Annotated in this window: 9 protein-coding genes; 4 read left to right on the top strand and 5 right to left on the bottom strand. The window is 67.1% G+C overall.

Annotated features, from left to right (window positions below; all coding sequences use genetic code 11):
* Positions 1-96 precede the first annotated feature (96 nt).
* On the top strand, positions 97-2,958 hold the full coding sequence (locus GC150_17545; GenBank protein MBI1386710.1) for a hypothetical protein: 2,862 nt from the start codon (positions 97-99) through the stop codon (positions 2,956-2,958).
* Positions 2,959-3,031: 73 nt separating this feature from the next.
* Positions 3,032-4,024, top strand: a complete 993-nt coding sequence (locus GC150_17550; protein MBI1386711.1) for a dipeptide epimerase — start codon at positions 3,032-3,034, stop codon at positions 4,022-4,024.
* A gap of 4 nt (positions 4,025-4,028) precedes the next feature.
* Here GC150_17550 and GC150_17555 read toward each other — a convergent pair whose 3' ends face one another.
* The 4 genes from GC150_17555 to GC150_17570 all read right to left on the bottom strand — a co-directional run bounded on the left by GC150_17555 (position 4,029) and on the right by GC150_17570 (position 8,405).
* Complete coding sequence (locus GC150_17555; GenBank protein ID MBI1386712.1) at positions 4,029-5,366, bottom strand: hypothetical protein; 1,338 nt, start codon at positions 5,364-5,366, stop codon at positions 4,029-4,031.
* Positions 5,293-6,276, bottom strand: coding sequence for a pyridoxal-phosphate dependent enzyme (locus GC150_17560; protein MBI1386713.1), 984 nt, complete (start codon positions 6,274-6,276; stop codon positions 5,293-5,295). The genes GC150_17555 and GC150_17560 overlap by 74 nt, the downstream gene beginning before the upstream one ends.
* A gap of 105 nt (positions 6,277-6,381) precedes the next feature.
* Positions 6,382-7,470 carry a glycosyltransferase gene (locus tag GC150_17565; protein ID MBI1386714.1) on the bottom strand — a complete coding sequence of 363 codons (1,089 nt, stop codon included), beginning with the start codon at positions 7,468-7,470 and terminating at the stop codon, positions 6,382-6,384.
* A 164-nt stretch (positions 7,471-7,634) separates the two neighbouring features.
* The gene (locus tag GC150_17570) at positions 7,635-8,405 is read right to left on the bottom strand and encodes a UDP-2,3-diacylglucosamine diphosphatase (protein ID MBI1386715.1); all 771 of its coding nucleotides are present in this window, start codon (positions 8,403-8,405) and stop codon (positions 7,635-7,637) included.
* A gap of 294 nt (positions 8,406-8,699) precedes the next feature.
* Between GC150_17570 and GC150_17575 the strand changes: the two genes are divergently transcribed.
* Both GC150_17575 and GC150_17580 read left to right on the top strand, forming a co-directional pair.
* Entirely contained in the window at positions 8,700-9,815 is a 1,116-nt protein-coding gene (locus GC150_17575) for a DUF2793 domain-containing protein (protein ID MBI1386716.1), read from the top strand.
* Positions 9,816-9,819: 4 nt separating this feature from the next.
* Positions 9,820-10,281 carry a hypothetical protein gene (locus GC150_17580; protein MBI1386717.1) on the top strand — a complete coding sequence of 154 codons (462 nt, stop codon included), beginning with the start codon at positions 9,820-9,822 and terminating at the stop codon, positions 10,279-10,281.
* Positions 10,282-10,373: 92 nt separating this feature from the next.
* On the opposite strand, the gene GC150_17585 is transcribed toward GC150_17580, so the two are convergent.
* A partial coding sequence (locus tag GC150_17585) for a DNA-directed RNA polymerase subunit beta' (GenBank protein MBI1386718.1) occupies positions 10,374-13,374 on the bottom strand: 3,001 nt, incomplete at its 5' end.

Consider the following 13,374-nt stretch of genomic DNA (forward strand, 5'->3'; position numbering starts at 1 on the left):
CTGACTTGTACGTTCGGGTGATTGGGCTAAGCAGTGACGGATGGCGAGGGGCGGCACGCCCGCTGAGTGGGGAGCGTCCGCGTAGCGGGCTGGGACATGGCGCAGGGGAAGAGCATTCAGCCCGACGAGACGGTCCCGCCCGCGCCCGGCAAGGTCGCGGTCCCGGCACCGCAGGTGGGAGAGTCGCCCCGGCGCATCACGCGTCGTGAGGCGCGTCGTCGGTCGGCCGGCCCATCGCGCGACCAGATCGCCGCCAATGACGATGCGCCCTCCATAGGCGGCCTCATCTTCGCGCTCAACCAGCGACCGTCCTCGCAACCGTTCTATTTCGCCGCTGTCGCCACGGCCGTTTGGATCGTCGTCGGAGGCCTCCTCGGCTGGTCGTTCATGGCTTCCGAGTTCCGCGCCGCCGGCTCGCTCGCCGCCATCGCCGCCCGCCCCGAGGCGATCGCCGTCGCAACGGCCGTTCTGCTGCCGGTGGCGCTCTTCTGGTTCCTCGCCGTCCTCATCTGGCGCGCCCAGGAGCTGCGTCTGATGTCCTCGGCCATGACCGAGGTCGCCGTCCGGCTCGCCGAGCCAGATCGCCTCGCCGAACAATCCGTCACCTCGCTCGGCCAGACGGTGCGCCGTCAGGTCGGCGCAATGAACGACGCCATTTCCCGCGCTCTCGGGCGTGCCGGCGAACTCGAAGCGCTCGTACACAGCGAGGTCGCGGCTCTCGAGCGCTACTATTCCGAGAACGAGTTGCGCATTCGCGGCCTCATCGAGGAACTGGCGAGCGAGCGCGAGGCACTCGGCAACAATTCCGAACGCGTCAGCGAGCTGCTCCACGGCATCGGCCAGCGCGTCTCGCGCGACATCGTGACGGCCAGCGATCAGGCGGCGCGCAACCTCGCGAACTCGACCGCCCAGCTCTCCAGCGAGATCGAGCGCGCCGGCAACCAGCTCAACGTCGTGCTGCAGGAGTCGTCCGAGCGCACGGCCCACATCGTTTCCGAGCGCGGCAACACGCTGCTGACCTCGCTCAACTCGATCAACCAGCGCATCACCGCCGAGATCCCCGATCTCCTCGATCGCCTCGGCGGCGAGCAGGTGCGCCTCGCGCGCATCGTCGAAGGCGCGGGCAAGAACCTCGCCGCCCTCGAGACCGCGCTGGCCGAGCGCACCGGCAGCCTCGAGACCGGGCTCGGCGAGCGCACCCGCCACCTCGAGACGGTACTCAGCGAGTATACCGAGGCCGTCGACCGCACGATGGCCGAGCACACGCGCACCTTCCACGACACGCTGAGCGCCCGCCTCGGCGCCATCGATGCCAAGCTCGGCGACCATGTGGGCCAGGTCGAGAACGCCCTCGCCGATCGTGTCCAGGCGCTCGGCCGTCAGCTCGCCGAGACGCGTGCCCAGTTCGTTGCCGCCTTCTCGGAAGGCACGCGCCGACTCGACGAGGACATCACCAGTAAGGCGCGCGCGCTCGACGCCGCGCTCGGCGAGAAGATGGAGACGTTCGACGGCTCGCTCAGCGCCCGCGCCCAGCAGCTGTTCGATACGCTCGACGGACGCGGCACGGAGATCGAGCAAGCCATCATCGATCGAACCAAGTTGCTCGACCGCGCCTTCGCCGAGCGCATCCAGCATCTCGAGATGACGGTCACCAAGGGCGCCAGCGCGCTCGACGAAGCCCTCGGCCAGAAGGCACGGGCGCTGCGCGACGCGCTGCAGGCGCATGGCCAGACCATCCGCACGTCACTCGAGCAGCAGGCCGAGCACCTCGACAGCAATCTCGCCCGCGGCATCGAGGCTGTTCGCCGCAGCAGCCAGGAAATCACGCACCAGTCCATCGCCACCATCGAGGGGCTGGCCACGCAGTCGCGCAGCCTGCGCGAGATCTCTCACGGCGTGCTGAACCAGATCAACGAACTCTCCCGGCGCTTCGAGAACCAGAGCCATGCGATCGGGCGCACCGCCTCCACCCTCGAGGAGATCGAACGCCTCAAGACGGTCACGGCGAACGAGACCGACCGAACCCTCGCCGAACTGCGCCATCGCTTCTCGAACGTCTCCGACGAGGTCTCGTTGCGCTTGGCCGAACTCACCTCCAAGGTGACCGAGTCGACCGACGAGGTGCGCCGCCGCACCGAGCGGGCGACCAACGAGATCGAGGAAACGCGCAGCCGCCTGATTTCGGAAGCCTCGACGCTACCGGGCGTCGCCCGCGAGAGCGCGGGCGCCATGCGCGATGCCCTCAAGGAGCAGCTCCGCGCCCTCGACACACTCTCCTCCTTCGCCAACCGCCAGTCCGGTCAGCGCGACATCCTGACCGGCCCATCGGGTGCCAAGCCGGCCCCGACCATCGATGCCCGCCCGGCCGGTTCGGCCCCCTTCGCCACCGCCGCCGTGGGCGGCACACCTGCCACCCAATCGGGCGGCCAACGCACCCTGACCCAATCCCAGTCCCAGGCCTCGACGCCGCTCACCACCTCGCCCGCCACATCCTCGAGTGCGCTTCTGGCCGGCAAGTCGCAGCCAGCGTCCGGCGATGGCGGCTGGTCGCTCGGCGATCTTCTCGCCCGGGCCTCCGATCCCGACGGAACCGCCCGCGATGACGACGGCATGGACGTCTCGACCGCTTCCGGCGGCATCGATATCGAGGCCATCGCCCGTGCGTTGGACGACCAGACGTCGCGCGAACTCTGGAGCGACCTCAGACGCGGTCAATGGCGCCGCCCCGGTCCCGAGGTCTACACGCCCCGCGCCCGCCGCGCCTTCGAGCAGGTTCAGCGCCGCTATCTCGTGGAAGGTTCCTTCCGTACCACGGTCGACCGCTATCTGATGGACTTCGACCGGATCATGCGCGAGTTCACCGACCGCAAGGACGAGCAGGGACTTCAGGCGCTGACGACCTCCAATCCGGGTCGCGTCTATCTCCTGCTCGCTCATGCGAGTGGCCGTCTCGGCTAGTCGGGGCGGCAGGGCCTGACGCGATCCCGCGGACCTCTTACACCATCAGCTCGAATATGGAGCCCGAGCCGCCATGCCCGATCTCGAGACATCCATCGAGAGCTGGCCGATCGACGGTGAGTTCGTCATTTCGCGCGGCGCCAAGCGCGAAGCGGTCGTGGTCGTCGCACGCGTGACTGGCGACGGGGCCGTCGGCGTCGGCGAATGCGTTCCCTACGCACGCTATGGCGAGACCCCCCAAGGCGTGGTCACGGCGCTGAATGCCATGGCCCCAGTGGTCGCGGCCGGTACGACACGGGCCGAATTGCTCCACCGAATGCCTGCTGGAGCCGCTCGCAACGCGCTCGATTGCGCTCTGATCGACCACGAGGCGCATGTCGCCGGCCGCCCAGCGCACGAGATCCTCGGGCTGGCATCGGCGCCGCGACCGGTCCTTTCGGTCTACACCATCAGCCTCGGCACACCCGCAGACATGGCCCGTCGCGCCAGCGAGGCGCAGCGCTATCCGATCCTCAAGCTGAAGCTCGGCGGAGAGGGCGATATCGAACGGATGCAGGCGGTCCGCCGTGCCGTGCCGAATGCCAGGATCGTCGCGGATGCCAACGAAGCCTGGAGGGCGAGCGATCTTCAGCCCAACCTCACCGCCGCCCACGACCTGGGCCTCGAGTTGATCGAGCAGCCGCTGCCGGCCGGCGAGGATCAGGCACTTGCCGATATCGAGCACAAGGTGCCGATCTGCGCCGATGAATCCTTCCACACCATCGCCGATGTCGCCGTTCTCGCCGGCCGCTACGACGCCATCAACATCAAGCTCGACAAGACCGGCGGACTCACCGCCGCCCTCGGCATTGCCAGCGAGGCGCGAGCGCACGGCATGAAGGTGATGGTCGGCTGCATGCTGGCAACATCGCTGGCCATGGCCCCAGCGCTCCTGCTCGCTCAGGAAGCCGATTGGGTCGACCTCGATGGCCCATTGCTTCTCGCCCGCGACCGGGTCCCAGGCCTCGTTTACGAAGGCGCCCTTGTCCGCCCCGCGCCGCCCGGCCTCTGGGGCCTGCCGGCCTGAGACCCTATGTCGCGGAATCGTCACCGCGACAATCGATCCGCTGCTCCGCCCGTTCGTTGACCAGGCGCCCCAGCAACACCGCCAGCGCTGCTCCGACACAGCCGAGGAGCCCCATGATCGCGAACGCACCCGAGCCGAGGCTTTCATAGAGCCCGCCGCTGATCCAGATCGCGGCCCCCATGACGACCCCGCCCGCCATGGTGCCGTGCAGCGCCTGCGCCGTCGCCGACCGCCCAGGCGCCACCATCACGGCCATCAACCGGATCACCCCGAGATGGGCCGCCCCGAAGGTCAACCCGTGCAGCACCTGCAGCACGGCGAGCACCGCGAGCGGTGGATCGAGCGCCGTGAGCGGCCAACGCACCATCGCCGCGAGCCCACCGACCATCAACAGTCCCGCGGCGCTCCAGCCCGGCAGCAACCTGCCGGCAAGCGCAAAGAAGACGATTTCCGACAGAACGCCGATCGACCAGAGCAACCCGATCACCGTCGTGCCGTGCCCGAGCCCGGTCCAATGCAGCGTGCCGAAGGCGTAGTAGGCAGCGTGCGCGGCCTGAATAACGGAGCTGGTTGCAACGAGCAGCAGAAACTCCGGTCTGGCCAGGAGGTCGAGCGCCTGCCACCAGCGGCCGCCGGCCGCCGGCCGCTTCGTCCGGGCCACGTTCTCTCCACCCGCCCGCGTCGACATGACGATGGCCGAGCCGCCGACGGCGACGAGCGCAACGAGTCCTGCGATGACCAGCCAGAGCGCCGACTCGGCCCCCATCGCCTCGACCGCCGAACCACCGGCGAGCGTCGCCACGATGAAGCTCCACGAACCCCAAAGCCTCATCCGGCCATAATCGAGCCCGAACCGACGGCCCCCTTCGATTGCCAGCGCATCGATGAGCGGCATCGTCGAGAGGAAAAAGCAGAGACCGAGCCCCGCCAGGACGAGGACCGACGGCATCGTCAGCGATGGCATCAACCCGAGGCAGGCGGCCAGCGCACCGGCACTTGCAAGTGTCAGAACCAGCCTCGGTCGCTCGAGGTGATCGGCCGCCATGCTGACCGCGGGCGAGATCAGAATTCGCGCGATCTGCGGCACGGCGAGAACGATCGAGACCTCGGCCGGCGACAGACCACGCCCGTCGAGCCAGACCGGAAAATAGGCGAGGTGGATTCCAGCGACGAAAAAAAACGCCACATAGAGCAACGCGACGAGGCGCGCATGCTGGCCCGCCGCACCAGCGATCACGAGCACACCTCGACCGCTTTCCTCGGCCGCTTCAAGCGAGCGCCCTGGCGAACATGGCCGGATCGACATTGCCACCAGACAGAACGACACCGATCGCCCGCCCATCCCCCGACGGCCGCACCCGACCGGCGAGCAATGCAGCGAGCCCGACGGCGCCGCCCGGCTCGACCACCAGCTTCAAGCGATCGAACGCGAACCGCATCGCCGCGAGCACCTCGTCCTCGCTCACCGCAAATCCCTCGGAAAGGTGCTCACGAGCAAGCGCGAAGGTCAGTTCCCCGCATGTCGACGACATCAGCGCATCGCAGATCGAGCCCGACAAACGCTCGTTGACCTCGCGCCGCCCCGACCTCAGCGAGCGCGCCAGCCGATCGAAGCCCGCCGGCTCGACGCTGTGGACCTCCGCCCCCGGCATCAGCCCGTGCACCGCGATCGCGACCCCGCTGACGAGGCCCCCACCGCTCGCCGGCACCAGGACGTGCTCGAGTTCCATGCCCTGGCTCGCCGCCTCGCGGGCCAGCTCGAGACCGACGGTGCCCTGCCCGCAGATGATCCGCCGGTCGTCGAACGGGTGCACCAGATCGGCCTTTCGCGACGTCGCCAACTCTCGCGTGATCGCCTCGCGGTCCTCGCTCGCGCGGTCGTAGGAGACGATCGTGGCGCCCGCCTCGCGGACCCCCCGCACCTTGATCGCCGGCGCATCGGCGGGCATCACGATGGCCGCGGCGAGCCCGAGCCGGCGGGCCGCCTCGGCAACGCCTTGCGCATGGTTGCCAGACGAGCACGCCACGACCCCGCCCGGAAATCGCGCCCGATCCACCTGACAAGCCGCGTTGTAGGCCCCACGGAACTTGAACGCGCCGATCACCTGGAGCACCTCGGCTTTGACCAGCACGGGCGCCCCGACCATTTCGTCCAGCACATGCGATCGCAGCACCGGAGTCGCGCGAGCATGACCGGCAAGTCGCCCTGCGGCGTCCAGGACGTCGTTAAAGCCCGGCAAAGAATCCACCATCGAATCCAACTTTTTTCTTGACAGATGCTAAAGAGTCGCGCTTCTTAGCGTTACGGACTGTGAGCGGTCGTTCCCCCCAAACGCGTTCCCCCCAACGCCGAACGCTCATAAGCCCTCTAAGCCTGGCTCGCCCGAGCCAGGCTTTTTTGTTGCCCACGATCCTCGAGAGGCCCGAACGGGCGCATGGCCAACGGCCGCGTTCGCGCTGAGGATGTTGTCGATGAACATTCGTGCACACGCCTGCCAGCCGAAGCCGAGCGCATGCTCGCGCGCCCGCTCTGGATCGAGCCGCAACGCCGCCAACGCCGCCGCTTGCAGATCCTCGCCGAGAACGCCCGTCACCCCATGCACCACGAGATCGCGCGGCCCGGTCACCGGGAAGGCGGCAACCGGCAGCCCCGAGGCCATCGCCTCCAGTTGGACGATGCCGAACGTATCGGTTTTGCTCGGAAAAACGAAGACATCCGCCGATGCCATGTGGCGCGCCAAGTCCTCGCCGAACAGCGGACCGGTAAACAGCGCATGCGGATAGCCCGCCTCGAGTGCCGCACGGGCCGGACCGTCCCCGATCACGACCTTTCGCCCCGGCAAATCGAGCCCGAGAAACGCCTCGACGTTCTTTTCGACCGCGACCCGTCCGACATAGAGGAAGATCGGTCCCGCCTGTCCGAACAACCGCTCGCCCCGCGGCCGGAAGAGGTCCGTATCGACACCGCGCGTCCACGCCAGCGTACGCTCGATCCCCATGGCCGCGAGTTCGGCCGCGAGCGAGGGCGTTGCCACCATGGTGCCGATAGCGGCGTTGTGGAACCAGCGCTCGAAGCCATGCCCCCACGAGATCGGGACCGGCAAGCGCGCGGCCAGATACTCTGGAAAGCGCGTGTGGTAGCTCGTCGTGAAGGGCATCCCGTTGGCAAGGCACCAGCGACGCGCCAGCAGCCCGAGCGGCCCCTCGGTCGCGATATGGATGAAGTCGGGAGCCGATTGCTTGATCGCCGCCGCGATCGACCAGGGCGTCGCGAGCGCCAGGCGAATCTCCGGGTAGGTCGGCATCGGCACGGTGCGATAGCGCTGTGGCGTGATGAAGTCCGCCTCGACACCGAGACCTGGAAGTTCCACGGCGAGCCGCTCGTAGGTACGAACGACCCCGTTGACCTGGGGACGCCAAGCGTCCGTGACCACGAGTAGCCTCATGGACTCAACATAGGTCAGCCGGGCCGACACGCGAAGGGGCAGGACGATCGCTCGCCCGCTTTCCTGTCGCTTGCCGGTGGATTGCCGCGCGAGCATAGCGCCACGCACCGGTCGGCGGCACATGCGCCAATCAATACGCTGTCGATCCGCAAAGAGGGACGCCCCTAAGCCGCCTCGCCGACGCGTTTGGGCGCCAGTGTCTGCACATTGCCGCGCTCGGCCATGTCGAACCAGCGCATCACTTCGAGGGTTCCGTCATGGCTCTCGCACACCGCCGTGCAACTCTCCACCCAGTCGCCCGTGTTGACGTAGAGGATGTCGCCCATCTGCCGCATGGCGGCGTGGTGGATGTGCCCACAAATGACCCCGTCCGCCTCGGCCCGCGCCGCCTCCGCCACCAGCGCCTTTTCGAAACGCCCGATGAATGCGACCGCCTGCTTGACCTTCTGCTTCAGGAACGCCGAGAGCGACCAGTAACCGAGCCCGAGGTGCCGCCGCACCCAGTTGAGCCGGGTGTTGAGCCAAAGTGCAAAGACATAGGCCGTGTCTCCCAGCTTGGCGAGCCACTCGGCATGGTGGACGACGACGTCGAACTCGTCGCCGTGCATCACCAGGAAGCGCCGCCCGTCCGCCGTCTCGTGGAGGTCGCTGAGTTTCAGCTCGATCCCGCCGAAGTGCTGGCCGCAATAGGCCCGCAAGTCGTCGTCGTGATTGCCGGGAATGAAGATGATGTTCGTGCCGTTGCGCGCCCGCTTCAGCAGGACCTGCACGACGTCGTTGTGTGTCTGTGGCCAATAGGGTTGGCGCCGGATCTGCCAGAAATCGACGACATCGCCGACGAGGAAGATCGTCTCCGCCTCGACCGTACGCAGGAAGCCGAGCAGCTCCTCGGCCCGGCAGTTCTTGGTGCCGAGATGAATATCGGAGATGAACAGCGTCCGATAGTGCCGGGTCGGGCCGGCCCACTCATTCGAATGCGATGCGGTCACGGCGTCACCCTGTCGTCTTTCGAATTCGCCTGCAAGCGATAAGCGGGATTCGCATGTCAGCCTTATGAACCAGTGAACCCGATCCCGCCGGGAAGGCGCTCGAACGTGTCTGCCGTCCGCCCGCACACCCCGACGCCGTCGCCTGCAAGCACGGAAATCCCGGCAAGACTAATCCCCGCCCCCCGCAACCGGGCGATACTGCGCGAGCCAGACGGTTGCAGAGCGAGCTCGAAACCACCCATGGACATCACACCCAACCTGAGGTTGCCCTTCATACTCGAAGCGCAGGCCCAAAAGCACGTCACGCACAACGAGGCCATCCGCGCCCTCGATGCCCTCGTCCAAATCGCCGTGCTCGACCGAGACCTTACCGCGCCACCGCTCGCTCCCGACGACGGCGATCGCTACATCGCCGCGGCAGGCGCCACGGGCGACTGGAGCGGAAAAGAGACCGAGATCGCCGCCTGGCAGGATGGCGCATGGGCCTTCTATTCCCCGCAACCCGGCTGGCTGGCCTGGATCGAGGACGAAGCGAGCCTGCTCGTCTTCGACGGCGCCGCTTGGGCTCCAGCCACTGCGGTTAGCGGCGGTGCCTCGCTCAATCCCGCGACCGGCGGGCTCGTCGGCATCAACGCCACGGCGGACGCGACCAACCGGCTCGCGGTCGCATCGGCGGCTTCGTTGTTCAACCACGCGGGCACGGGTGGCCACCAGCAGAAGATCAACAAGGCGATCGCCACCGACACCGCCTCGGTGCTCTATCAGACCGGCTTTTCCGGCCGCGCCGAGATGGGCACAACGGGTGACGACGACTTCCACTTCAAGGTCTCGCCGGACGGAAGCACCTGGCACGAAGCCATCCTCATCGACAAGGACACCGGCACCGTCACGTTCCCAAACACGACCATCGGCGGCGGCGGCGGGGCCTATCGCGGCGCGCTGGTGCAGCTCTCGGCCAGCGAGAGCATCCCGAACAACACCTTCACGGTCGTGCCCTGGGACGCGGAGGCCTACGACACGGATGCGATCTGGAGCGCGGGAAACCCCTCGCGGCTAACCGTGCCCTCGGGCGTCACCAAGATCCAGATCCTCGGCCACTGCGCCTGGAATTCGAACGCGACCGGCGGACGCGCCGCGCGGCTCTCCAAGAACGGCAACTCGATGACCGAATACAGCGCCTTCGCCAACGACAGCGCGAACGCCAGCGGTGTGCATGGCGCGCCGGTGCTCGGGCCGATCATCGAGGTGACGGGCGGAGACTATTTCGAGATCGAGGTGTTCCAGTCGAGCGGAGGCAATCTCGATCTCCAGGGGCCGCACCGCGGCACCTGGGCCATGATGATCATCTGGGAGTGAGACGATGGGCGTCGCGATCCTGACCGAGGAACAAATTCCCCATGCCGGGCGTGTCGTCGCGGCCTTCGGCGATCCCCTCGACGTGCCGCACCGGCTCGATCCCGATGCGCGCATCCTGATGTTGCCGGGCATCGACGACGCGGCGCTCGCGGCGGCCGTCGAGACCCATGCACGCCCGCCGGCCCCGACCGGACAGAACGTGCGCGCCGAGGCGAGCCGGCGGATGCAATTTCTGGTCGGCGCGCGCGACGCCGCGCACCTCGAGATCGTCATCGCCAACGCGAGCCGCGAGGCCATACGGTTGCTGCGCAAGGGAGCGGAAAACTGGACGCCGGACGAGGCGGCCCGCGCGACCCAACTCGAGGCGGTCGATGCCGCGATCGAGGCGATCCGGTCCGCGAGCAACGCGCTCGAGGCGATGGACCCGATCCCCGAGGATTATGCCGACGACGCCAGATGGTCGTGAGGAAATGAAAACGGGCCCGCGGTGACCGCGAGCCCGTTCGCTTTCAACTCGCCCCTCCCGTCAGCAAGACGGGCAAGACAGGTCGATCAGGGTTATTCCCCCGCCGGCGCACTGTCCGGCGCGGGCTCCGACGGCGAGAAAATTCCGCCAGCCGTCGAAGCCGCCAGCTCCGCCGCCTTGGCCCTTTCGGCCGCGAGCCGCGCGCGCTCCTTGAGGATGAGTTCGTCGCGACGGCTCGCGATCTCCTTGATTTCGCGCAGCATATTGCCCGTTCCCGCCGGGATGAGACGCCCGACGATGACGTTCTCCTTGAGGCCTTCGAGATCGTCGACCTTGCCGTTCACCGCCGCCTCGGTCAGCACCCGCGTGGTCTCCTGGAACGACGCCGCGGAGATGAACGACCGGGTCTGCAACGAAGCCTTGGTGATCCCGAGCAGCACCGGCATGGCGACCGCCGGACGCCGGCCGGAACGCTCCACCTCGAGGTTCATCACCCGGAACTCCTCGGCGTCGAGCTGCTCGCCCTTGAGCAGGTCGGTCTCGCCGGCATCCGTGATCTCCACCTTCTGGAGCATCTGACGGACGATGACCTCGATATGCTTGTCGTTGATCGTCACACCCTGCAGGCGATAGACGTCCTGGATCTCCGTCACGAGGTAGGCCGCCAATTCCTCCACGCCCTTGATGGCGAGGATGTCGTGCGGCGCGGGGAGCCCGTCGAGGATGAATTCGCCCTTCTCGATCCGGTCCCCCTCCTGCACCGAGAGGTGCTTGCCCTTGGGGATGAGATACTCGACCTTCTCCAGATTGTCGTCGTCCGGAACGATGCCGATGCGGCGCTTGTTCTTGTAGTCCTTGCCGAACTCCACCGTTCCCGAGATCTCCGCGATGATCGCGTGATCCTTGGGCCGGCGAGCCTCGAACAGCTCCGCCACGCGCGGCAGACCGCCCGTGATGTCGCGCGTCTTGGCGCTCTCGAGCGGAATGCGCGCCAGAGCGTCGCCCGCCTTCACCTTCTTGCCCGGTTCGACCGAGAGGATCGCATCGACGGAAAGGAGATAGCGTGCGTCGCCGCCGCGCGGCAGCTTCACGGGCATGCCTTCCTTGTCCGTGATCTTGATCGCCGGCTTGAGCTCATTGCCGCGCGGGCTGGTACGCCAGTCGATGACGACGCGGTTCGTGATGCCGGTGCTCTCGTCGTACTGCTCGTGCACGGAAAATCCGTCGACAAGGTCCTCGACGCCGACGATACCATCCACCTCCGTCAGGATCGGCCGCGTATAGGGGTCCCACTCGGCGAGGCGCGTGCCACGCTTTACCGTGTCGCCGTCGTCCACGCGCAGTTGCGCGCCGTAGGCCACCTTGTGCGATGCCAGCTCCTTGCCGTCCGGCCCGAGGATCTGAATCTGCACGTTGCGGCCCATGGTGACCAGACGGTCGTTGCTGTCGCGAGCCACATTGCGGTTCGCGATGCGAACCTTGCCCTCGAAGCTCGCCTCGATGAACGACTGGTCGACCACCTGCGCCGTGCCGCCGATGTGGAACGTGCGCATGGTGAGCTGCGTTCCCGGCTCGCCGATCGACTGCGCCGCGATGACACCGACGCTCTCGCCGATGTTGACCGGAGTGCCGCGTGCGAGGTCGCGCCCATAGCACTTGGCACACACGCCACGGCGCGTCTCGCAGGTCAGCACGGAGCGGATCCGCACTTCCTGGATCTGCGCCGCATTGATCGCTTCCGCTTGGCTCTCGCCGATTTCCTCTCCGGCCTTGACCAGAACGGCTCCGCTGGTGGGCGAGACGATGTCGTCGGCCGCGGTCCGCCCGAGCACCCTCTGGCCGATCGAGACAATCACTTCGCCCGCATCGACGACCGCCCGCACGTTGATGCCGCCATCGGTGCCACAATCGTCCTCGAGGATGATGCAGTCCTGCGCGACGTCGACCAGACGCCGGGTCAGATAGCCCGAGTTGGCCGTCTTGAGTGCCGTGTCGGCCAATCCCTTGCGGGCACCGTGCGTCGAATTGAAGTACTCGAGAACCGTGAGCCCCTCCTTGAAGTTGGAGATGATCGGCGTCTCGATGATCTCGCCCGACGGCTTGGCCATCAGGCCGCGCATGCCCGCGAGCTGCTTCATCTGGGCCGGAGAGCCGCGCGCCCCCGAATGGCTCATCATGTAGATCGAGTTGATGGACTTGTGTCCCGGTTCGCCATCGGCCTTTCGTACCGCCGAGATGCGATCCATCATTTCCTTGGCGACGCGGTCGGTGCACTTGGCCCAGGCATCCACCACCTTGTTGTATTTCTCACCCTGGGTGATGAGGCCATCCAGATACTGCTGCTCGTAGTCCTTGACCAGCTGACGCGTGTCCTCGATGACCGCCCACTTCGTATCCGGGATGACCATGTCGTCCTTGCCGAACGAAATGCCGGCCCGGCAGGCATGGTCGTAGCCGGCGGCCATGATCCGGTCGCAGAAGATCACCGTCTCCTTCTGCCCGCACCCGCGGTAGACCGCGTCGATCATGCTCGAGATCGCCTTTTTGGTCAGCAACTGGTTGACCAGCTCGAAACCGACGCCCGGCTGCTTGGGCAGAAGATCGCCGAGCAACAGCCGCCCTGGCGTCGTTTCGTAGATTCGCGAAACGGACCGCCCGTTGGCATCGACGGAGCGATACCGTCCCTTGACCTTGGCGTGGAGGGAAACGGCGCCGGCCGCCAGCGCGTGCCGCGCCTCCGCGACGCTGCCGAGCAGCATGCCCTCTCCCTTCTCCCCATCGAGCATGAGAGAGAGATAATAGAGCCCGAGCACGATGTCCTGGCTCGGCACGATGATCGGCGAACCGTTCGCGGGATGCAGAATGTTGTTGGTCGACATCATGAGGACGCGCGCCTCGAGCTGCGCCTCGATCGAGAGCGGCACGTGCACGGCCATCTGGTCGCCGTCGAAGTCGGCGTTGAAGGCGGCGCACACCAGCGGGTGGAGCCGGATGGCCTTGCCTTCGACCAGCACCGGCTCGAACGCTTGGATGCCGAGGCGGTGCAACGTCGGCGCCCGGTTCAGCAGCACCGGATGCTCGCGGATCACCTCG

It is taken from the genome of Hyphomicrobiales bacterium, assembly GCA_016125495.1.
GTDB lineage: Bacteria > Pseudomonadota > Alphaproteobacteria > Rhizobiales > RI-29 > RI-29.

Bases quoted from the DNA above. Each gene is read 5' to 3' on its own strand.
- GC150_17550 (MBI1386711.1), top strand. From the start codon at position 3,032: ATGCCCGATCTCGAGACATCCATCGAGAGCTGGCCGATCGACGGTGAG.
- GC150_17580 (MBI1386717.1), top strand. From the start codon at position 9,820: ATGGGCGTCGCGATCCTGACCGAGGAACAAATTCCCCATGCCGGGCGT.
- GC150_17560 (MBI1386713.1), bottom strand. From the start codon at position 6,276: ATGGTGGATTCTTTGCCGGGCTTTAACGACGTCCTGGACGCCGCAGGG.
- GC150_17575 (MBI1386716.1), top strand. From the start codon at position 8,700: ATGGACATCACACCCAACCTGAGGTTGCCCTTCATACTCGAAGCGCAG.
- GC150_17545 (MBI1386710.1), top strand. From the start codon at position 97: ATGGCGCAGGGGAAGAGCATTCAGCCCGACGAGACGGTCCCGCCCGCG.
- GC150_17565 (MBI1386714.1), bottom strand. From the start codon at position 7,470: ATGAGGCTACTCGTGGTCACGGACGCTTGGCGTCCCCAGGTCAACGGG.
- GC150_17555 (MBI1386712.1), bottom strand. From the start codon at position 5,366: ATGGGCGGGCGATCGGTGTCGTTCTGTCTGGTGGCAATGTCGATCCGG.